Source organism: Pantoea sp. RG18, from assembly GCF_025910075.1.
GTDB classification, from domain to species: Bacteria; Pseudomonadota; Gammaproteobacteria; order Enterobacterales; family Enterobacteriaceae; genus Pantoea; species Pantoea agglomerans.
The window spans coordinates 408,369-428,904 of record NZ_JAPCIL010000002.1 but is presented as its reverse complement, the minus strand read 5'-3'; the positions used below and the strand labels follow the sequence as shown (position 1 = coordinate 428,904).

Genomic DNA, 20,536 nt, shown 5'->3' with positions numbered 1-20,536 from the left:
AAAGAAACGGTGCTCAGAGCACCGTTGCGATAAAGTTTCTGACGCGTCCGTTGTCCGGATCGTCGAGTACCTGCTGCGTCGGGCCAGCCGCCACAATTTTGCCGCTCTCCATAAAGACGATGTTATCGGCGACCTCGCGGGCAAATCCGATTTCATGGGTGACAACCACCATGGTGATACCGGAATGCGCCAGCTGTTTAATGACCTGCAGCACTTCACCCACCAGTTCCGGGTCAAGCGCCGAGGTCGGTTCATCAAACAGCATAACGCCAGGATCCATCGCCAGTGCGCGGGCAATCGCAACGCGCTGCTGCTGACCACCGGAAAGGTTTTGCGGCCACTCATCTTCGCGACCAGACAGCCCCACCTGTTTCAGCAGCGCCAGTGCTTTGCTGGTCGCCTGATGGCGGCTCTGCTTTTTCACCCGCATCGGCGCATCCGTGATGTTCTGCAACACGGTACGGTGCGGGAACAGGTTGAATTGCTGAAACACCATGCCGATTTCCGCCCGCTGGCGTGCAATGGCACTGCTGTTGAGTTCGTGCAGCGCCTGGCCTTTTTGTCGGTATCCCACCATCTGGCCGCCGATACGGATGGTGCCACCATCCAGCTTCTCAAGGTGATTAATGCAGCGCAGCAGCGTGGATTTACCGGAGCCGGATGGCCCCAGAATCACCGTGACCGACCCGGCAGGTATATCCAGGTTAACGTCGTCGAGGATGGTTACGCCAGAGAAGCGCTTAGTGACCTTGCGCAGTGCAATTGCTTCAGCCATTGCTCACACTCCTTTGGGTTTTCGGCAGCGAAAAGCGCGGCAACGACGGCCAGAGGCTGCGCTTTTCACGTCGCGTGACACCGCGGCCAAAATAACGCTCCACGTAATACTGGCCCACCGACAGCACTGAGGTCATCAGCAGATACCACAGGGTGGCGACCAGCAGCAGCGGGATCACTTCATAGGTGCGCTGATAGATAATCTGCGCCGAAAACAGCACATCCTGCAGAGAAATCACTGACACCACTGCCGTGGTTTTCAACTGGCCAATGATCTCGTTACCCGCTGGCGGCATAATGGCGCGCATCGCCTGCGGTAAAACGGTATGACGGAAAATCTGAGCCGGGCGATATCCAAGCGCGCGTGCCGCTTCAATCTGCCCATTACCCACGCTCTGGATACCCGCGCGCACAATTTCTGCGGCATAGGCGGACTGATGCATGACCAGCGCGATCACTGCCGCACTAAACGGGCTGACCAGCGCGTTGGATTGTGCACTCCAGATCTCACCTAAACCGGGAATCGACAGCGCTATTCTGGGATAGAGCGCCGCGATGTTGTACCAGAGAAACAGCTGCACCAGCATCGGCACGCCACGGAAAAACCAGGTGTAGGCCCAGCTCACCGCAACCAGAACCGGGTTTGATGAGAGACGCATCAGCGCCAGCACCGTGCCGAAGGCAAAGCCCAGCACCACTGAAATGGCGGTGAGCTGCAGCGTCATTAACACCCCCTGCAGAATGGAGGGCGCAGTGAAGTTGTCTGCGATGATCCCCCACTCAAAGCGCGGATTGTTAATCATCGAATGTGCCATCGCCACCACGCACAACAGCACCACCAGCGCACTCAGCCAGCGTCCGTAGTAGCGTTTACTGACGATTTTCAGATCGTCAGTGTGGTTCTGAATCTCACTCATTTAAAAATCTCTTCGTTGCGTCGGGCTTCGGTCACAGCACCAAATCCGATTCCCCAGTTATCGAGGATTTTCCGGTAGCTGCCATCTTTGATTAAGGAGTTCAGCGCGGCCTGCACGGCAGGTTCAAGCGGAGAGGCTTTCGGGAAAGCGACAGAGACCGGTGCATCGTTAACGGTGATTTCGCCGCTCATGGTCAGCGGTTTAATTACCTTAACCTGCCACAGCAGCCCCTCATAGGGACCCAGGAACAGCGGTACGCGCCCGCTGACCACTGCCTGCACGCCAGCCGGACGATCCGGGAATATCGCTACCTTGATGGGCTGCTTACCTGCGGCCTCACAGGCTTTACTGGCTTCTTCCAGCCGCGTAACCTGGGTGGTACCGGAACCGGCGCCGACCTCTTTGCCGCAGACGTCACTGAGTGATTTAAACGGGGCGATACTGGCGTCTTTTCGGGAAATAATTCCCAGCAGGCTGGCGTTGTAGTAGCCGACAAAGTCGATCTGTTTCAGGCGGGTCGGTGTGGCATTTATGTTCGACAGCGCCACATCGTAACGTCCGGTTTTCAGACCGGGAATGATGTTGTCGAAGCCGCCCGTGTCGCGCCACTCTACCGCGATACCCAGACGTTCACCCACCGCATTCATGATGTCGATTTCGCGACCGGCCAGCGTCTTATTATCTTCTTTATAAAAGGTAGTTGGCGGCGTATTCGGGTTTGTTCCTGCCACAATGTAGCCACGCTTGAGGATATCCGCAGGAATCAGCGTTTTCAGCGCCGGATCGGCTTTAACATGTATGCTGCTGTCAGCAGGCACTGAGGGTTCTGCCGCAAAGCTGACGGATGCGTTGAGCACGAGTGTGAAAAGGGTCATTCTTTTTATCAATTTCACCGGAACCTTTCTCCTGATATTTAAAATGTTCCCCCAGAGGGAAAAGCGATCGTGACCTGTTGTCAGCGCTGAAAGAAAGCCAGATAAGCGGCGGGCTCCAGAGCTTTTATCATCCTCGTAACGTTCTGTTGTCATTCTCAGTGAAGACCGGCGGCGATCACAAATGCTAAAACCGGGAATATTTTGCTGGAATATGGCAATGGCGCGCGTTGCGAGGCTGTTGAACAGGCGCTGGCATCCTGTGACCGAAGAGATGAGCAGTTTGGTAAGGATTGGCGAGGCGAGAAAACGTCATACTGCGGTTAATTAATTGGCACAGCCAGGCTCTGATGATTAATAAAAATATAATTTCATTGATAAGTATTAATTGAAAAATCATCCCTCTGCGCCTGACCGATTCTTTTATCCGGGACTTATTTGATCAAAATCAATAACTATTTATTCAGGTAATGTAAAGACTGCAGCAGGCACGGGAATCATAATTTTAATCAAAATTATCAATACATTACACGAAGTAAATCAAAGATTAGCAGGCAGATAGTTTCCCTTGAGAATAATGAAAGCCTCAATAATCAGATCATTGAGTAAGCATAAATAATATTAAAGATTAGTCTGGCGCTGACGATAAGAAGATTATCTTTGAATTATTTAACAGCCTCTTCTCTGCTTCTGATATCTCACTAAAGGTGAACCTTATGGGCCTTGCTCAACGCATCTCCGATATTAAAATTGGGAAAAAACTGGGCGTCGGTTTTATCGTCGTCATTGCTGCCTCCCTCGCCATTACTTTTATCGCTTTCGATTGTTTTCGCAGTATTAAAGACAACTCCGCCCGGCGCACGATTACCGTGGAGATGGTAAACACGTTAAGCAAGGCACGCCTTAACCGCACCCTCTACCAGTACACCAAAGATCCCAAATTTGCCACGCAGAACGTTCAGGCCCTGAAGGAGTTAGATGCCCTTTATAAACGGCTGGATGGATTCAAATGGGATGAGATGGGCCAGCAGAAAGTCGCGCTGATGGGGCAGTTACTTAACGATTATCAGAATCAGCGCCAGACATTCGTGACGGCTGCGCAGGCGACAAGCAGCGCCTTTGATGCCATTAAACCGGGTGCCCTGATTGCGCTTGCGCATCAGTTTGAATCACTCGATATGGCTCTGACACCCGATGCGGCGCTGCCGGTCATGCACCTGGCCGCAGCGCTGTTTGATGCGGCCAATGTTGAAAAAGCGTTTCTCGATAAGCCGTCTGAGGCCAGCAGAGAGGCGATTCTTGAAGAATACACCGCTATCAACACCCTGAGCGAGCAACTGGATATTTTCGCCCAGCCGAATATTAATGACGTAACGCGAAATGTGCTCAGCACTCTGACGCAGCAACGCCAGGCTTTAACGCGCTATGTCGATGCGACAGAGAAAGAAAAGAGCGAATCGGCGGGCCTGACCACCACCGCAGAGCGGCTCAATGCGGTGGTCTCCGATACCTTTGCCTATCAGTCCCAGCTATCCTCTGAATTTATCAAACAGGCGGAGTGGCGCATTGCTTTTGCCGCGCTGATTTGTGTGGTGCTGAGTCTGCTGATTGCCTGGCGGATCACCCGCAACATTACGCTGCCATTGAAAGAGACGCTGAACGCAGCGCAACGTATTGCCAGCGGTGATTTAACAACCTCACTGAAAACCACACGTGGTGATGAGTTAGGTCAGCTGATGCAGGCGGTAGATGCAATGAACATCAGCCTGCAGAATATCATCACCAACGTGCGTGATGGCGTCAGCAGCGTGGCGCGTGCCTCGGCGGAAATCGCGGCAGGTAATACCGATCTTTCATCCCGCACAGAACAGCAGTCTGCCGCAGTGGTTCAGACCGCGGCCAGCATGGAAGAGCTCTCTTCAACGGTGAAACAGAATGCGGAGAACGCTCACCATGCGAGTCAGCTGGCGACAGACGCGTCAGTGAATGCCGGACGTGGTGGCGAGATTATCCGTGACGTTATCGAAACCATGAACAACATCAGCCAGAGTTCGGGCAAAATCGGCGAGATCATTCACGTCATCAACAGCATCTCTTTCCAGACCAATATTCTGGCCCTTAACGCCGCCGTCGAAGCGGCACGAGCCGGAGAGCAGGGTCGCGGATTTGCGGTGGTTGCCGGTGAAGTCAGAAATCTGGCCCAGCGCAGTTCACTGGCCGCCAAAGAGATTGAAACGCTGATACGCGAGTCACTTGATCGGGTTCATGATGGTTCTGAGTTTGTGGAACGCGCCGGTACCACCATGGATGACATCGTCCGCTCTGTCAGTCAGGTTAAAGATATTATGGGTGAAATTGCTGCCGCATCTGACGAGCAAAACCGCGGCATTTCTCAGATCGCCACGGCAATGGCCGAGATGGATACCACGACGCAACAGAACGCCGCGCTGGTTGAAGAGTCCTCCGCCGCAGCCAGCTCACTTGAATCTCAGGCTGATGAACTGGAAAAAACAGTGGCCGTATTCCGTCTCTCTCCCGGACAAAGCAGCGTCAGCCGGGGCGCACCTGCCCTGTCACCGCGTTTAGTACCCGCTGCGCCCGTTAATGCATCCGCAGACTCAAGCTGGGAAAGCTTTTAATCGTCACCCGCTGTTTTAATGCTGCCGTAACCATGCTGCGAGCAGCCAGCCTTACATGTATAAGGCTGGCTGCCTTGCCTGCGGATCCACGCTGTGCGCTGTCGTTTCAGTTACGACCGATTTGCGGTCATCGGGCGTCACGCTCTTCGGCCTGCTAACGGAACCCCGGTCCGAAAGCCTCCCGCACTGATGATCATTAATGTCGTTGTTATCAAGCTTTGCTCAATCAACGCCCGTGAAACTGCGTCTGATTTCCGTCGGTGATATCGCGCCCTGACACCTCTGAACGCAAACGCAATAATAAGCCAGGATGGGCTGACGACTTGCTATTCGGGCTCAACTTTCAGCCGTCTTAATTCTCTGCATGCCCCACCCTGAGCCAAGCAGATTGGTGTTATTCACGTCTCATCACTCCGTTAATCCCTGCATCTGGTTCGCCAGCGGCATACGCCTTTCCGCAATGACATCTTAATACCAATATTCCCCCTGCTATGAAGGCGCAACGTCGTCATCCGGTACGCATCCCCCTCCGCTATTCTTTCTGACGCTGAATAAATGGTTTGCGTTTGGGATTCATTTATCTTTTGGATTTTCCTGTAAATAGATATCGTCAATAAATTAACAGCACGATCAGCCTGATAATATTTTCCTCCAAAATCACTATTGTCCTATTTTTTAATTTGCTCAAAGGTACGTTTATTGACAAACATGCACATATAATACCGACATCGTCTGACATAGGAATCTTCTTTAATAATTATCACATCACTTATTAGTCACCTTTTTAAAATAACACAGTGACCAATAAAAACGCGTTGTCTGGATTTTTATTTATCGGCATGACAATGACATGACGTCCCGACATGTACTCGCGGGTCAGAACGCAATGTTCCTGCCTCTTTTCTGTTTAATTATCAGCAGTTGCCAGTAGTTTCTTCATAAGGAAAGCATTATGAAAATAATTGCAATTACCGCCTGCCCGACAGGCGTTGCGCATACTTACCTGGCAGAAGCCATGCTTAAAAAGAATGCCAGTAAGAAAGGAATTGATTTACGGGTTGAAACACAAGGTGCTACTGAAAGTGAATATACACTCACCGATAAAGACATTCTGGAAGCCGATGTGGTTTTGATTGCTGCTGATAAAGTTATCGACCTCTCGCGCTTTCATAATAAGAACATCATTCAGGTTTCTGTGTCACGCGCCGTCAGGGATACTGCAGGATTACTTGATGACATCCTTTCCGGAGTATTAAAACCGACACTTCATCGCGATGTCAGTCCGGAAGAGGCGCAACCTGTCGTCAATACGGAAAAATCGCCGTTTTCTCAGATTTATGTCCACCTCATCACAGGCGTTAATTTAATGATTCCGTTTGTCGTGGCGGGCGGAATTTTAATTGCTCTCAGTTTCTCTTTCGGGATAACGGCGGCGACACCTGGCGATCCTGATTTTAACCCTGTTGCGAAGATGCTGTCTGATATTGGCGGCGGGGCGGCGTTTGCCCTGATGTTACCCATTCTGGCGCTGGGGATCAGTCAATCGATCAGTGGCAACATGGGAATGGTCGCTGGAGCCGTTGGCGGGATGCTGGCTATCCAGACAGAGTCGGGCTTTTTAGGCGCTCTGCTGGCGGGATTCCTGGCGGGGTATACCACGTTGCTCATCATCCGCTATGTCAACCTTCCCAAAGCCGTTGCCGGTCTGAAGCCTATCCTGATTGTCCCGCTGCTCAGCGTTCTGATCACCGGCACGCTGATGCTGCTGGTGGTCGGCGCGCCGATTAAGCTGCTGCTCGATATCCTCACCTCATTCCTTGAAAATCTGGGTAACACCCATGCCGCCATTATGGGTCTGTTGATTGGGATGATGGTGGCTTTCGATATGGGTGGGCCGCTAAATAAAACCGTCTGTATGTTTGCCATCGGTCTGATGTCGACCGGTATTTATGAGCCGATTGCCGCCTGTATGGCAGCCGGTATGGTGCCGCCATTGGGTATCGCACTCGCCACCACTCTGTTTAAACGCAAATTTACCGCACTGGAGCGCGATACCGGCAAAGTCACCTATGTGCTGGGATTCTCATTTATTACTGAAGGTGCGATTCCCTACGCCGTCACCGATCCACTGCGTGTTATCCCGGCGATTGTTGCGGGATCCGGCCTGGCAGGCGCGCTCTCAATGGCATGGGGATGTGCATCCAGAGCGCCACACGGCGGCATATTTGTGATGTTCATTCCTAATGTTATCACCAATATTCTGGGCTACCTGGTCGCCATCGCTGCCGGCGCCCTGCTGACCGCCTTTATTCTTCGTTTTATTAAGAAAGACATTACTGAAACAGCACAGGAGATTTAATGATGTTGATGAATATGAAAGAGGTCCTGGCCGTTGCACAGAAGCATCAGTTTGGTGTGGGTGCATTTAATATCGCGTCGGCAGAATTCGCCCGGGTTGTTATTGATGTCGCGGAAGCGCTCCGTTCGCCGGTGATTCTGGAAGTCCACCCTGATGAGCACGCCTTCATTGGTGACGCATTTATCGGCTATCTCCGTGAGCTTGCCTTAAGAGCCACGGTGCCGGTGGTTATCCATTTAGATCATGGGCAAACCCTGGCGCAGGTGATGCGCGCCATTCAGACCGGTTACACTTCTGTGATGATCGATGCATCCGCCCTTTCACTGGCTGATAATATCGCCGTTACCCGCCGCATAACGGAAATTGCACATGCTGCCGGCATTTCCGTTGAGGCCGAACTGGGCACCATCGGCATTGCCGAAGGGAGTGGTGAAGGGGGACATGCAGAGATTCTTTACACCGATCCCCAACAGGCGCTGCAGTTTGTTAACGAAACGGGCGTCGATTCGCTGGCCATCGCGATTGGTACCTCGCACGGGTTGTATCCACCAGGAAAACAACCCCAGCTGGATATTGAACGGCTGAAAGCCATCAGGCAGTTAATCTCAATCCCGTTAGTCTTACATGGCGGTTCAGGCAACAAGGATACTGAAGTTGCAGAGTCTATCCTGTATGGCGTCGCCAAGATCAACATCTCCAGCGACATCAAGAAGGCGTTCTTTGTTGCTCTGGAAGCCGGGCTTAATTCAGGAAGCCACGAACCCAATGTCCTCTATATCAGGCCAATGGAGGCGGTAAAAACGGTCGTGACGCACAAAATGCAGTTGTTCTCCTCGGTGGGAAAAGCTGCGCTTTATAATTGACAGCAGGGCGATGACAAGGGGAGCCTTTTGCGCTCCCCGTTTTCAGTACCTCTGCTGGCATTACCTCTTCCGCTCGTTTATGAGCTGTCACCAAATGACGTTCACCTGCCACGCAGCCACAACCGCAGCAGCGCAATCAGGCAGGCGGTGGCCCGATATCATCGTGGTGGAATGCCAGCTCGTGGCGCGTCAGGCGCACGCGTCGGTGTGGTCATGCGCGACGAGTATTCTATGTCTTCCCTGAGTGGCTTGACGGACAGTGCAACTGCACTCTCCAGCAGTAATCTCTTCTTCGGCGGAGCCAGTGAGTCCGCGGGGAGTGATCGGGCAAAAGGTCAGGAGCGGAGGTGATCGCCGCTTACCGGCAATGGGTAATGTGCACGACGGCAGAGAGTGAAACTGCGTTCTCTGCACTGGCGAATCGCGAAGCGCAGATAATCACCCTGACTCAGGGGAAAACGGAATTTGCCAGCCCCCGGCAAACGGATCTGTCGCTGATCATTGCCAGTCAACGACATCATTACGCTGGTTGCCGGACTTACAGTATCAGACTCTGCACAGGCTGTTCAGGCCCGCTGACTGCGTCAGGTTACTGCATACGCCTTCTGAGAACAGCCCCCCACTCAGCCGTGATGCATAAATCCGCGGACAATGAGGTTCATCGCCTGTTTTAAGCGACCAGGCTCACGTTTTCTGGTGACCGATGAAGCAGTGTTTAACTTTTCAAAATCGGTCACGCTGAGATAACCTTTGGTTTCTCTGGATTTTTGGTGAAAACATTTATGACCGAATGTCTGTGGAGGAGGCAAAACATAAGAGAGGCGGCCGGAGAGCCATGCCCCTGTTGCACAGGATGGCTGGAGGAAGTGTCGTCCCTGACAGCTTCTCCGGCCGGTATACGCTTTCGCGCAACCGATGAGGTCGTCCGCTTCGTCGTTTTCCGGCCGGAGCCGGGCTACGTCCACTGGCGTCAGTTCCGTTACTGCTAGTTCAGCTCTTCGTTCAGGCTTGTAAGCGTCTGCAGGTACGGCACCTGCTGTTGAGCAATCGCCGGTGACTTAAAACTACTCAGCCAGCTTCTGGCTTCAGCGATTTTCGCCAGCCGATCCGCGTTGCTTTCAGATTTCGCCATATAACCCAGTTGAGTAAAGAGTGTTGCGATACTGATTTCTTTTTCCCCCAGGGCAAGGCTTAGTGCCGCTTCGCCAATAATGACGTGGCCTTTCTCGTCGTTTTGAAATAACACAGAAAATCCTCCATTAGATACGAATTGATGACAACCTCACCAGAGACTGTAGTCGTAAAAGAGAGAACTGCCCGAATTTATCACTAAAAACCGTGCAACTTGCTAATAGAAAATACTAAATGTTTTTTTCCGGATTGTTCTGTTTGTCTCTGCAGCCCTTCCTGTCAGACTTGCTTTTAAATTCACGATGGGATGTCACCATGAAACTTTCCATTCTCCTTACGCTGCTGGCTGCAACGGTCTGCTCCGTTTTTGCTGCCCATGGCAAATTTAAAACGCAGCAGGCTGGCCAGTCACTCTTCACGCAAAGCGGGGAAACGATCAGCGAAGAATAATGGCTGCGCGCGGCATCGTCAGTGACCGGCCAATCGGTTATGATCCGTTGCCACTTACCTGCCGGTTGCCCGATGTCTGCCATTATCGATACGTTTATCGCCCCGCCCTGCTTTGATGAGATAACCCTCCTCTTTCAGGATGAACATCTGCTGGTGATCAATAAACCCAGCGGCTTGCTGAGCCTGTCAGGTAAAAATCCGCAAAACCTCGATTCAGTGCACCATCGGCTGGTGAAACTTTTTCCTGGCTGCACGCTGGTTCATCGGCTCGATTTTGGCACCTCCGGGCTGATGGTCGTCGCACGCAGCAAAACGATTAACGCGGCCCTCTGCCAGCAATTCAGCCAGCGCAGCGTGCGTAAAACTTATCAGGCACTACTGTGCGGGCACCTTGCTGATGACGAAGGCGTCATTGATGCCGCGATAGCGAAAGATCCGGCGCAGTTTCCCCGGATGGTGATTTGCCCGGACCAGGGAAAACCCGCGCGCTCACGCTACCGGGTCATGGCACGCGGCTATTATCAGGAATGTTATTATCAGGAAAAAAAGGGAAAGGGATTGCCGGTCACGCGGGTTGAACTGATGCCGGAAACCGGGCGCACCCATCAGCTGCGTATTCACTGTCAGCAACTGGGGCACCCGATTCTGGGCTGTGATCTCTACGGCGGGCTTTTGCTGCCTGGCGCGGAGCAGGCAGAGAGACTGATGCTGCACGCCAGCGGACTGACATTTATTCATCCTGTCAGCGGCAGCACGCTGCAACTCTCTGCCGACAGCCCGTTCTGAATGCGTCAGCGCGCTGTTACCACATCAAATCATCAGGCACTTTGAAATCAGCATAAGGATCATCTTCGTCCTGTGCTTCTTCACTTAATGCACTGTTTAATACGATGGCACTGGCATCACGCTGCGCAATTTTATCCGCTACGCTGGCCGGGATGATGGCGTACTGGCTCTCGCCATTATTGTCAGCCGCCAGTCGGGCAATGGCGAGACGCCCATTGATCAGCTGAGTCTGCGTCAGCTTATCCACCATAATCTTTTTGATCAGGTTATTGTCGGTGAAGTTGAAGCTGATGTTGCCTCTTACCACGTCAATTTTGTTCATTTCGATCAGCTGTTTGACCTGCGCTTTGTACTCTTTAGACAGCACAGCCAGCTTCTGCTGCTCGTTCAGCTGCTTATCGCGCTCAAGCTGCGCTTTTTTGTTATCTTCCACCGCCGCTCTGGCTTCGCGTGCCTGAACCCTGGATTTCTTCGCTGTCCGCTGAACCTTGTCCATTTTTTTGCTGGATACTAATCCCGCTTTCAGCATCTGCTCTTGCAAGGTGAGTTTTGTCATTGTCGTCTCTGAACCTGTGAAATAATGTCCGGGATTATACCTGTAATCATCCGGGCTGTACCAGGTTGCCGCACCTGCCGCGCCCGCGATTGCGGGCAGCCTCTCAACACTGTGCTAACATTCCCCGGTCAAAATCACCTTATTGAGCACCATGTCAGAGCTAACAAAACGTAAAAATGACCCTGAAGGGCTGAAAAAACGCATCATCGCAGGCGCACTGAAAACCTTCGCGGAGTTTGGTATGCAGGGTGCCAGGCTGGAGCAGATTGCTGAACATGCGCAAACCACTAAACGCATGGTGGTCTATCACTTTGGCAGTAAAGAGCAGCTTTATATCCACGTGCTGGAGCAGGTTTATCAGCAGATACGTCAGCATGAAACCGGCCTGAACCTGGCGGCGATGGAGCCGGAACTGGCCATGACCCGCCTTGTGGAAGCCAGTTTTGATTACCATGTCGAGCATCCCGATTTTATCCGGCTGGTCTGCAGTGAGAACCTGTTGCGCGGGCGCTACATCACCCAGTCGCCGCAGATTAAAGCCCTTAACCGCAGCGCGCTGGATCTGCTGGATGACATTCTGGCACGCGGTCAGCAACAGGGCGTGTTCACTGCCGATGTGCAGACCATTGATGTCCATCGCCTGATCAGCAGTATCTGCGTTCATCACGTCTCAAACCGCTACACCTTCAACGCCCTTTTCAGCCCGGACAACAGCGAAGCAGAGAGTATCCGCCGCAATCGTCAGCTGGCTGTAACCGCAACGTTACGCTATATCCGCAAATAATTGCCCGCAGGCCGGGCTGCGCTTAGCCATAGTCTACGCTTACTGATACTTGTCACTAAAATGCAATAATAAGGAATGCTGTTGTGAGCAGAGATGCACGCCTCTATCCGCTTCGTCAGACCCATGTTGAACCCGATGATGATGCGCTGTGGAACTGGGCGCAGAACGCGCAAATCGGCAGCCGTCACCAGGTTCAGCGTCCCGCCAGTGAAGCGGAATTACAGAGACTTATCCGGGAGTCACACGGCCAGATTCGGGTGATCGGCAGCAAGCTGTCGCCTGGTCGTATGCTGCATGTCAGTGATGACGATGTGCTGCTCGATCTCAGCGCCCTGAGCGGCCAGCTTGCCAGTGATGAACAGAGCGTGACCTTTGGTGGCGCGACCCCGCTTGAGCAGGTCTATCGCAGCCTGACCGAAATGAACCGCATGCTGGCTTCATCGCCAGGCGTGATTGCGATTCAGACGCTGGCGGGCGCGATGGCGACCGGAACGCACGGCCAGGGATTGCAGCAGAGTTCGATTGCCGACGAAGCGCTGGCAATCAGAATGGTGCTGGCCGATGGCAGCGTGCGCGAATTTGTTCGTGGCGACGCTGACTTCCCGGCAGCGCAGGTCTCACTGGGCGCACTAGGCATTGTTACCGCGGTAACCCTGCGTACCCAGCCGTTTAGCATCTTCACCTGCCACAAATATGCCGTCTCTGCCGATACCCTTGAAGAGGATCTGCTGCGCTGGAACAACGACTATCCGCTGAGCAAAGCCTGGTGGTTTGTCGATGACAACCTGATGCACGTCTGGAACGCCCATGAGGCGAGTGACGAAGAGCGTCAGCGCTACGAAGCGCAGGGTCGTCAGGTGGTGGAACATGAGGGCGATGTTGACGAAAGCCTCAACGACACCATCGACCAGACGCTGGCGCATATGCACCGCGATACGCAGATTGAGGGCAAAGGGGGAAAACAGTTTCGCACCGTCACCCGTTTTCGTGATTTCACCGATGTTACCGGTGACATTTACCAGCTCTTCTGCCGCGGCATTGCGGTGCCGCAGATCAATGTGGAAATCGGCGTGCCGCTGGCAAAAACCCCGGCCATCATTCGCCGCATCAAGCAGTGGTATGCCGGGAACCGTCCGCATATGCACTACCCGATTATCCTGCGCTGCACCGGTGCATCATCGGCCTGGCTCAGTCCGGCCGCTGACCAGCCAACCTGCTTTTTCGGCTTCGTGGTCTATTACGCCGACGATGGTTCGCTGTCACAGGAAGGCCTGCACTTCCTGACGGAAGTGGAAAAACTGCTGGCCGAAGAGGGCGGACGCCCGCACTGGGGCAAATATTACGATGAAGAACGCTACAACTGGCGTGAGATCTATCCGCAGTGGGACGCCTTCCGCGCCCTGCGCAGCCAGCTCGACCCACAGGGCCGACTGGGTAACGACTACATCACGCCACTTTTTGACTGATTGAGGAAAGCTATGTTTGCCTGGGTAACGCTGTTAACTCAACCCGATTATCTGGTAGGCGTGAAAGCGCTGCACCGTTCGCTGCAACAGAGCCACAGCCAGTGGCCGCTGGTGGTGATGACCACGCCGGCGATTTCAGCGTCTGACTGTCAGATTTTGCAGGATGAGGGCTGTGTCATTAAATCGGTCGACCCCCTCTATCCGCGCGACGATCTGGATCAGCACTACGCATCGGCGCAGTTCGGCGAAGTCTGGACCAAGCTGCGCGCCTGGCAGCTCACCGATTATGAGCGCGTCGTGTTTCTGGATGCCGATATGCTGGTCCTTCAAAACATGGATGAGCTTTTTACCCTGGATCTGGGCGATAACCCGCTCGCCGCCTGTCACGCCTGCCGCTGTAATCCCAACCAGATTGCCTCTTATCCGGCAGAGTGGCAGCCTGAGCAGTGCCACTATACCTGGCAGGCGCGCGGTGAAAAGGCGCCAGAGAGTGTGGATCTTTACCTGAACGGCGGTTTTCTGGTGCTGAAGCCCGATAATGCGATGTTCGACGCACTGGAAAAGCGTATTGCCGCCATTGATGATCTCAGTAACTATCCCTTCTCCGAGCAGGATCTGCTGAACGAAGTGTTTGCCGATCGCTGGAAGCCGCTCTCTTACATCTACAATGCCTTGAAAACGCTGCCGTTTCAGCACAGCGGTCTCTGGCACGATGAAGAGGTGAAGAACCTGCACTATATTCTGGCAAAACCGTGGAAACGCGATCTCAGCCAGCCCGAGAGTCAGCGCGATCGCTTTTATGCGCTGGATAAATTGTGGTGGGAAAAAAGCGGTCTGATCTGATCGGCTGTGGGCGGGAAGCCAACGTTTCCCGCCCTGCCCGCCTGGGTTAATCAACACATCGGCAATACCCTCTATCCCTCTGATTCTGCCCTATACCTCAATCCAGCGGCGTTGCACTGCTGAGTGAGCAATCGCTTCCAGCACCTTCTGAACCTGCAATCCCTCTGCAAAATCGGGCCACATGCGATCGCCCGCTGCGATGCCGTTGATCAGGTCGCGAATCTCCACCGTTTTCTGATCGTTAAAGCCGATGCCGTGCCCGGCAGAAACACAGAAATTTGCGTAGTCAGGGTGCGCTGGTCCGGTCAGGAGTGTTTTAAATCCCTGACGCCCGGCCGGTTCGTCATGCAGATAAAGCTCCAGCTCCGCCATGCGCTCCTGGGTGTAGCGTAGTGTGCCTTTGGTGCCGGTGACAACGTAAGTCAGTCCCATCTTTGCGCCACAGGCGATGCGTGAGGTTTCAATCACGCCATGCGCACCGTTATGGAAGCGAAGCAGCGCGCTGGCCTGATCTTCGTTTTCGACCGGTAACTGCCGCGCAGGCTCTTTCGGGTCGGGCCGGGAGGCGATCACCGTCATCATGTCGCCGCTGACCTCAGCAATGTCACCAACCAGGTAGTGCGCCATATTAACGATATGCGCCGCCAGATCGCCCAGCGCACCGAGGCCTGCCAGCGCTTTCTGACAGTGCCAGTCGAGCGGCGTTTCCGGTCTGGCGAGATAATCCTCGTTATGGGTGCCGTAGAAATGCACTATGTCGCCTATCTCACCATTGGCAATGATCTCTTTCGCCAGCTGGCTGGTAGGGTTTTTCATATAGTTGAAGCCCACCAGCGTTTTAACCCCTGCCGCATCGGCTGCCGCCACCATCTCCTGCGCATCCGCCACGCTTAATGACAGCGGCTTTTCTGAATAAACGTGTTTGCCATGGCGTATCGCCTCCAGCGCCATCTCTTTATGCAGGAAGTTGGGGGCGCAGATATCCACGACATCAATCGCCGGGTCGCTGACCAGCGCGCGCCAGTCACCCGTCGAGCGCGCGAAACCAAAGGTCGCCGCCTGACGGGCGGCCAGCTCGGGGTTCACTTCAGCCAGCATCTCCCGCACGATTTTGCCTTTTAGTGCAAATACGGTGGGAGCCTGCGCATATGCAATCGCGTGGCAGCGTCCGATATAGCCGCTGCCAATCATGCCGATTCTGACTTTGTTCATTTCAACTCCAGAGATTCAGTTCAGGGTTGAAATGGAATCTACGTTTCGTTTTTATTGCTGACAAAGCCAGAATCCACACTTTGTGATGCCCGTAAAAAACTATCCGGTTAAATCACGCGCCTGGCCGCCTGACAAGGGCTATACAGCGTCATAACACCTCATAAACACATCAGTTTTACACGTGCCGTTTTGCCGGATGAGTCAGCCGCACAGGCCGCTCTTTCAGTGCTTAAAACGCCATAGTGGCGACTATTTCAGCAGTCGCGCTAATTTATGAAAAAGAGCTTTGACATGGCCCGGCGTGGCCGTTACTATGCGCCCCGTTCAAACGATTCCTCTGTAGTTCAGTCGGTAGAACGGCGGACTGTTAATCCGTATGTCACTGGTTCGAGTCCAGTCAGAGGAGCCAAATTAGAAAAGCCTGCTTAGGAAACTAAGCGGGCTTTTTGCTTTTCATACTTCTGATAAAATTTTTGCGTCTTACTCAGTCTGTTTCCTCTTCAAATTCCCCGTTCTTTTCGTTATTGCCAGATACTTAGACATTCGGTTCCGCCCTCACTTAAAGGTTCATTTCTGACCCCTACATCTCATACTCTCTTTAACAAATGCATTAACAGTGGCTTAAAGTGTCATAAATGACCTTTCATTCGCATATTTCACACTCTGGCGGTAAGATGAGAAGATGCTGCCGTTAATAGGTTCAAAAATGACCCTATTAGCACTATAGTCGGACCATATCGTTTCAAAAACGTACTGAGAATGCAGAAAAGGTCAAAAATGAACCTTGATGAGATTAAATCTTCGCTGATAAACCTTTCTGAGTCAGATCGGCGAAAGGTATTGGCGGGGTTCGCTTTGAGTAGAGAAGCCACAACAAAAGCGGACGAACCGGACACCCGATCGGTGCTGAGTGCTCTGACGTTTACGACACTGCCACAACTACTGGCCAATGAACTCAAACGACAAAACATCACCTATGAAGAGATGGCGATTCAGATTGGTGTATCACTCTCAACATTTAAACGACTGATTGCCAGACCATCTTCTGCAAAGGCAATAAATCTTCACGCCTTACTTAAAGAACTGGGTATAAAAGTATGGCTCGAAAAATAGAGGTGTGGCTTTACAACACGCTGGCAGGGACGCTGAGTGAAGGGCATAACGGTTATACTTTCTGCTACCTGCCCACTTATGTCGGCTGTGCGATATCTCTCAGCATGCCGGTAAGACCTGAGCCCTATTTAAGTGAAGAGCTACATCCCTTCTTTAAAGGTTTAGCGCCGGAAGGCTGGTTGCGAAAACGCTATTCTGAAATTCAAAAAATTGATGATAAAGATCTGTTCGGCTTACTGATGGAAAATGGCAACGATTTGCTTGGGGCTGTCGTCTTTAAAGAGATAACATCATGAATTCAGAACGCTGCCTGATCACATTAAAACGGCTTAAAGAATCTGAGCTAAAAACTGGCTACTCAACAAAAGGCATCCGGCATCTGCTGGGTAGTCTGAATGTGGCTCTTAGCCTGCCGTTTACGCGCAGTCAGTTTATTCAGGAACTCCCTGAACGTCAGAAAGGCATGAGCATTTCAGGCTATCAACCCAAACTGTCGCTTCGCCTGGCAAAGGGAGAACTGGTGGTCGTCAGCAATGATGGCACCTATATCCTGAAACCCTCTCCGGAAGAATACCCACACCTGGCAGAAAACGAGCATGCCACTATGTGCGTTATGCAGCGTCTGAAATTTGACGTCCCCCCGTTCGGGCTGATGCCATTCAGACACGATGAAAATCGGCCAGACGAACTGGCGTTTGTCATTAAAAGGTATGACCGGACAGCGTCAGATAACGCGAGATTACATCAGGAACAGCTGGATGGCGCGATGGGTCTCGGCGATAAATATGGCAGGATTGATAATCATAAAGCCATCAGTTACGAGAAAGCCGCTAAATTCCTGAATACCAGAGTGAACAGCAGTTTAAAGAGTAAACGTGACCTCTTTTTGCGCATCGTGTATGCCTATGTGCTGGGAAACAATGATTTTCATCTGCGCAATATCGGGATTATCCTGCCTCCGCAGGGTTCACCCTGGCTGGCCCCGGTTTATGACTTTATCAGCGTTGTGCCCTACCCTGCAGCGATTGGAGAGTATTTAGCTTTGCCCCTGCTGGAACGTGAAGAAAATGATGCAGGAAACGCACCGGGGATCAATTCAGAGTACGGAGAATATCTGGGTGCAGACTTTATCCTGCTTGCCCAGGGTATGGATATTAATCCGACACTGGCACGAAAATGGCTTTCCGAGGTGGTGAGTCATCATCAGCTTATTATCGATACTTATAATGAAAGTCATATGCCTGAATCGCAGCGGGAAGCCGTACTTGACTACGTGGCCCGAAGGATCACGTTACTGGCAGTGACCGAAATTTAAATGATGCCATTAACCTGTTGTACCTGGGTTGTAAAAGGATAGTTAAGCGGTCGAATAACTCACCTGCTCTCATAAAAAAACCCGCTAATATCAGCGGGTTTCAGGTTTTACAACGTCAACAGCAATCAGAGTTCAAACCGATCCAGATTCATCACTTTGGTCCAGGCGGCAACAAAGTCTTTGACGAATTTTTCACGGGCGTCGCTGCTGGCGTAGACTTCCGCCGAGGCGCGTAACACCGCATTGGAGCCAAACACCAGATCGGCGCGCGTGGCGGTGAAACGGGTTTCGCCAGTGACGCGATCCCGTCCAATGAATTTCTCATTGGTCGAATCAGCGGCTTTCCACTCGGTGCGCATATCCAGCAGATTCACGAAGAAGTCTGTGTCCAGCGTCCCTGTGTGGTGCGTGAAGATGCCGTGCTGGCTGCCATCAAAGTTAGCACCCAGCGCACGCATCCCACCAACCAGCACCGTTAACTCCGGCACGGTCAGGGTCAGCTGCTGCGCTTTATCGATCAGCAGATTTTCGGTGGTGGTTTTGCCGAAGCCAGTACCGTAGTTACGGAAACCATCTGCACGCGGTTTCAGCAGATCGAACGACTCGATATCGGTCTGATCCTGACGCGCATCAACACGGCCTGGAGTAAATGGCACGTCAATTTCAACGCCAGCTGCTTTCGCCGCCTGCTCAACGCCGACCACACCCGCCAGCACAATCACATCTGCCAGTGAAGCCTTGTGCGCTTCACGCTGCACCGCTTCCAGCGTCGGCAGCACGCGTGCTGCGACGGCATTGACGTCCCACTCACGCTGCGGCAGCAACGCCAGGCGGGCACCGTTGGCACCACCACGTTTGTCGCCGCCACGGAAGGTTGATGCCGAAGCCCAGGCAACCGAAACCAGCTCGCTGACGCTGAGGCCGGTTGCAGCGATTTTCTCTTTCAGCTGCGCGATATCCGCCACGGTTGGATGATAAACCGGTGCAGGCAGCGGATCCTGCCAGATCAGATCTTCCTGCGGGACTTCAGGTCCGATGTAGCGCGCTTTTGGCCCCATATCACGGTGAGTCAGTTTAAACCAGGCACGGGCAAAGGCTTCGTTGAACGCTTGCGGATCGTTGTGGAAACGACGCGAAATCTTTTCAAACTCCGGGTCAAATCGCAGCGTCAGATCGGTCACCAGCATGGTCGGCTTGTGTTTCTTCGCGGCGTCAAACGCATCCGGGATAATGTCCGGGGCATCAGCTGCCACGAACTGGATGGCACCGGCCGGGCTGCGCGTCTGAACCCACTCATATTTGAACAGGTTCTCGAAGAAGTAGTTACTCCACTGGGTTGGCGTCTGAGACCAGATCACTTCCAGACCGGAGGTAATCGCATCTGCGCCAACGCCCGTGCCGTGGTTGTTGACCCAGCCCAGGCCCTGCGCCTCAATCGGTGCGGTTTCCGGATCAACTCCGACGTGGCTGGCCGGTGCGGCACCGTGGGTTTTACCCAGCGTATGTCCACCAGCAATCAATGCCACGATCTCTTCGTCGTTCATGCCCATGTTGCCGAAAGTGGCGCGAATAGCCGGGGCCGCAGAGGCAGGATCGCCGCTGTGTTCCGGACCTTCCGGGTTCACGTAGATCAGACCCATTTCGGTAGCGCCCAGTGGCGATTGCGCCAGGGATTCCGGGTGACGGTGTTCCAGCCAGGCGGCTTCTTCACCCCAGTTCACATCCATATCCGGTTCCCAGACATCTTCACGTCCGGCACCAAAGCCAAAGGTACGGAATCCGGAGTTTTCCAGCGCGACGTTGCCCGCCAGAATGTAGAGGTCGGCCCAGGAGATCTTCTGACCATACTTCTGTTTAACCGGCCACAGTAAGCGGCGCGCTTTATCCAGACTGACGTTGTCTGGCCAGGAGTTTAGGGGTGCGAAGCGTTGCTGACCACGACCTGAACCACCGCGTCCGTCCACGGAGCGATAGGTTCCGGCGCTGTGCCAGGCCATACGAATAAACAGGCCGATGTAGCTGCCCCAGTCAGCGGGCCACCAGGCTTGTGACTCGGTGAGCAACCCTTTGATGTCAGCTTTCAGCGCTGAGTAATCTAATTTGGCAAATTCTTTACGGTAATCGAAGGATTCATCAAGCGGATTCGAACGGGATGAGTGCTGGTTCAGCAGGTCAACCCGAAGTTGATTAGGCCACCAGTCGCGGTTGGTTGTTCCGCCGCCCGGCGCCTGATTTTCCTGAGAAGGCTTACCAGCATGAAAAGGACATTTGCCCTCGGGCGCTTCGCGATCGGCTTCGACAATAGGCTTTGCATCTTTTGCATCTTCATCAATGGAATTGCTCATGGTCACACCTCTTTTTTGTATTTTCATCGCTACTCTATAGAGGATTTTCAGGATCGCACACCTGTCTCATCCTATCTGTTTGATAGCTTTTACCTTTTCATATACCTTCTT

At 53.0% G+C, this 20,536-nt stretch carries 18 protein-coding genes and 1 tRNA gene; 12 read left to right on the top strand and 7 right to left on the bottom strand.

Translation table 11 applies throughout. The features are described from left to right. Window positions 1–13 precede the first annotated feature (13 nt). Genes OK409_RS02360 through OK409_RS02350 form a run of 3 tightly spaced genes read right to left on the bottom strand, consistent with a single transcriptional unit; the run spans window position 14 to window position 2,566 of the window. Window positions 14–775, bottom strand: a complete 762-nt coding sequence (locus OK409_RS02360) for an amino acid ABC transporter ATP-binding protein (RefSeq protein ID WP_022624977.1) — start codon at window positions 773–775, stop codon at window positions 14–16. Next, on the bottom strand, window positions 768–1,691 hold the full coding sequence (locus OK409_RS02355) for an amino acid ABC transporter permease (protein WP_033767719.1): 924 nt from the start codon (window positions 1,689–1,691) through the stop codon (window positions 768–770). Before OK409_RS02355 ends, OK409_RS02360 begins: the two co-directional genes overlap by 8 nt. Continuing rightward, entirely contained in the window at window positions 1,688–2,566 is an 879-nt protein-coding gene (locus tag OK409_RS02350) for an ABC transporter substrate-binding protein (protein ID WP_010247954.1), read from the bottom strand. Before OK409_RS02350 ends, OK409_RS02355 begins: the two co-directional genes overlap by 4 nt. 713 nt (window positions 2,567–3,279) lie before the next feature. Between OK409_RS02350 and OK409_RS02345 the strand changes: the two genes are divergently transcribed. The 3 genes from OK409_RS02345 (at window position 3,280) to OK409_RS02335 (ending at window position 8,424) form a co-directional block, all read left to right on the top strand. Next, on the top strand, window positions 3,280–5,202 hold the full coding sequence (locus OK409_RS02345) for a methyl-accepting chemotaxis protein (protein ID WP_045140258.1): 1,923 nt from the start codon (window positions 3,280–3,282) through the stop codon (window positions 5,200–5,202). A 952-nt stretch (window positions 5,203–6,154) separates the two neighbouring features. Then, window positions 6,155–7,561: a PTS fructose transporter subunit IIC gene (locus tag OK409_RS02340; protein WP_264366698.1), complete on the top strand. Its 1,407-nt coding sequence runs from the start codon at window positions 6,155–6,157 to the stop codon at window positions 7,559–7,561. A 2-nt stretch (window positions 7,562–7,563) separates the two neighbouring features. Continuing rightward, on the top strand, window positions 7,564–8,424 hold the full coding sequence (locus tag OK409_RS02335; protein ID WP_052270696.1) for a ketose-bisphosphate aldolase: 861 nt from the start codon (window positions 7,564–7,566) through the stop codon (window positions 8,422–8,424). A gap of 985 nt (window positions 8,425–9,409) precedes the next feature. Here the strand turns inward: OK409_RS02335 and OK409_RS02330 are convergent. Beyond that, the gene (locus tag OK409_RS02330; RefSeq protein WP_083068975.1) at window positions 9,410–9,670 is read right to left on the bottom strand and encodes a hypothetical protein; all 261 of its coding nucleotides are present in this window, start codon (window positions 9,668–9,670) and stop codon (window positions 9,410–9,412) included. Window positions 9,671–9,870: 200 nt separating this feature from the next. Here OK409_RS02330 and OK409_RS02325 point away from each other — a divergent pair, with 200 nt between their 5' ends. Together OK409_RS02325 and OK409_RS02320 are read left to right on the top strand one after the other, a co-directional pair. Continuing rightward, window positions 9,871–10,005, top strand: a complete 135-nt coding sequence (locus OK409_RS02325) for a hypothetical protein (protein ID WP_255473608.1) — start codon at window positions 9,871–9,873, stop codon at window positions 10,003–10,005. Window positions 10,006–10,077: 72 nt separating this feature from the next. Then, entirely contained in the window at window positions 10,078–10,791 is a 714-nt protein-coding gene (locus tag OK409_RS02320; RefSeq protein ID WP_039389437.1) for an RluA family pseudouridine synthase, read from the top strand. A gap of 16 nt (window positions 10,792–10,807) precedes the next feature. Here the strand turns inward: OK409_RS02320 and OK409_RS02315 are convergent, their stop codons facing one another. Beyond that, on the bottom strand, window positions 10,808–11,347 hold the full coding sequence (locus OK409_RS02315; protein WP_031591296.1) for a DUF2058 domain-containing protein: 540 nt from the start codon (window positions 11,345–11,347) through the stop codon (window positions 10,808–10,810). Window positions 11,348–11,498: 151 nt separating this feature from the next. On the opposite strand from OK409_RS02315, the gene OK409_RS02310 reads away from it, so the two are divergent. From OK409_RS02310 to OK409_RS02300, 3 genes are all read left to right on the top strand, one after another. Then, window positions 11,499–12,131: a TetR family transcriptional regulator gene (locus OK409_RS02310; protein ID WP_010247970.1), complete on the top strand. Its 633-nt coding sequence runs from the start codon at window positions 11,499–11,501 to the stop codon at window positions 12,129–12,131. 83 nt (window positions 12,132–12,214) lie between these two features. Then, window positions 12,215–13,597: a D-arabinono-1,4-lactone oxidase gene (locus OK409_RS02305; protein WP_223565336.1), complete on the top strand. Its 1,383-nt coding sequence runs from the start codon at window positions 12,215–12,217 to the stop codon at window positions 13,595–13,597. Between the two features lie 12 nt (window positions 13,598–13,609). After that, complete coding sequence (locus OK409_RS02300) at window positions 13,610–14,440, top strand: glycosyltransferase family 8 protein (protein ID WP_187492150.1); 831 nt, start codon at window positions 13,610–13,612, stop codon at window positions 14,438–14,440. Window positions 14,441–14,530: 90 nt separating this feature from the next. On the opposite strand, the gene OK409_RS02295 is transcribed toward OK409_RS02300, so the two are convergent. After that, the gene (locus tag OK409_RS02295) at window positions 14,531–15,652 is read right to left on the bottom strand and encodes a Gfo/Idh/MocA family protein (RefSeq protein WP_264366697.1); all 1,122 of its coding nucleotides are present in this window, start codon (window positions 15,650–15,652) and stop codon (window positions 14,531–14,533) included. Window positions 15,653–15,985: 333 nt separating this feature from the next. Between OK409_RS02295 and OK409_RS02290 the strand changes: the two genes are divergently transcribed. The 4 genes from OK409_RS02290 (at window position 15,986) to OK409_RS02275 (ending at window position 18,080) form a co-directional block, all read left to right on the top strand. Continuing rightward, window positions 15,986–16,061: transfer RNA gene (locus OK409_RS02290), tRNA-Asn, on the top strand. A gap of 368 nt (window positions 16,062–16,429) precedes the next feature. Continuing rightward, entirely contained in the window at window positions 16,430–16,765 is a 336-nt protein-coding gene (locus OK409_RS02285; RefSeq protein ID WP_264366696.1) for an XRE family transcriptional regulator, read from the top strand. Then, on the top strand, window positions 16,750–17,061 hold the full coding sequence (locus tag OK409_RS02280) for a HipA N-terminal domain-containing protein (RefSeq protein ID WP_124890102.1): 312 nt from the start codon (window positions 16,750–16,752) through the stop codon (window positions 17,059–17,061). The genes OK409_RS02285 and OK409_RS02280 overlap by 16 nt, the downstream gene beginning before the upstream one ends. Further along, window positions 17,058–18,080 carry a type II toxin-antitoxin system HipA family toxin gene (locus tag OK409_RS02275; RefSeq protein ID WP_264366695.1) on the top strand — a complete coding sequence of 341 codons (1,023 nt, stop codon included), beginning with the start codon at window positions 17,058–17,060 and terminating at the stop codon, window positions 18,078–18,080. Before OK409_RS02280 ends, OK409_RS02275 begins: the two co-directional genes overlap by 4 nt. A 125-nt stretch (window positions 18,081–18,205) precedes the next feature. Here the strand turns inward: OK409_RS02275 and katG are convergent, their stop codons facing one another. Further along, window positions 18,206–20,425, bottom strand: coding sequence for a catalase/peroxidase HPI (gene katG, locus OK409_RS02270; RefSeq protein WP_264366694.1), 2,220 nt, complete (start codon window positions 20,423–20,425; stop codon window positions 18,206–18,208). Window positions 20,426–20,536: the final 111 nt, after the last annotated feature.

Bases quoted from the DNA above. Each gene is read 5' to 3' on its own strand.
- OK409_RS02360 (WP_022624977.1), bottom strand. From the start codon at position 775: ATGGCTGAAGCAATTGCACTGCGCAAGGTCACTAAGCGCTTCTCTGGC.
- OK409_RS02355 (WP_033767719.1), bottom strand. From the start codon at position 1,691: ATGAGTGAGATTCAGAACCACACTGACGATCTGAAAATCGTCAGTAAA.
- OK409_RS02350 (WP_010247954.1), bottom strand. From the start codon at position 2,566: ATGACCCTTTTCACACTCGTGCTCAACGCATCCGTCAGCTTTGCGGCA.
- OK409_RS02345 (WP_045140258.1), top strand. From the start codon at position 3,280: ATGGGCCTTGCTCAACGCATCTCCGATATTAAAATTGGGAAAAAACTG.
- OK409_RS02340 (WP_264366698.1), top strand. From the start codon at position 6,155: ATGAAAATAATTGCAATTACCGCCTGCCCGACAGGCGTTGCGCATACT.
- OK409_RS02335 (WP_052270696.1), top strand. From the start codon at position 7,564: ATGTTGATGAATATGAAAGAGGTCCTGGCCGTTGCACAGAAGCATCAG.
- OK409_RS02325 (WP_255473608.1), top strand. From the start codon at position 9,871: ATGAAACTTTCCATTCTCCTTACGCTGCTGGCTGCAACGGTCTGCTCC.
- OK409_RS02320 (WP_039389437.1), top strand. From the start codon at position 10,078: ATGTCTGCCATTATCGATACGTTTATCGCCCCGCCCTGCTTTGATGAG.
- OK409_RS02315 (WP_031591296.1), bottom strand. From the start codon at position 11,347: ATGACAAAACTCACCTTGCAAGAGCAGATGCTGAAAGCGGGATTAGTA.
- OK409_RS02310 (WP_010247970.1), top strand. From the start codon at position 11,499: ATGTCAGAGCTAACAAAACGTAAAAATGACCCTGAAGGGCTGAAAAAA.
- OK409_RS02300 (WP_187492150.1), top strand. From the start codon at position 13,610: ATGTTTGCCTGGGTAACGCTGTTAACTCAACCCGATTATCTGGTAGGC.
- OK409_RS02295 (WP_264366697.1), bottom strand. From the start codon at position 15,652: ATGAACAAAGTCAGAATCGGCATGATTGGCAGCGGCTATATCGGACGC.
- OK409_RS02285 (WP_264366696.1), top strand. From the start codon at position 16,430: ATGAACCTTGATGAGATTAAATCTTCGCTGATAAACCTTTCTGAGTCA.
- OK409_RS02280 (WP_124890102.1), top strand. From the start codon at position 16,750: ATGGCTCGAAAAATAGAGGTGTGGCTTTACAACACGCTGGCAGGGACG.
- OK409_RS02275 (WP_264366695.1), top strand. From the start codon at position 17,058: ATGAATTCAGAACGCTGCCTGATCACATTAAAACGGCTTAAAGAATCT.
- katG (WP_264366694.1), bottom strand. From the start codon at position 20,425: ATGAGCAATTCCATTGATGAAGATGCAAAAGATGCAAAGCCTATTGTC.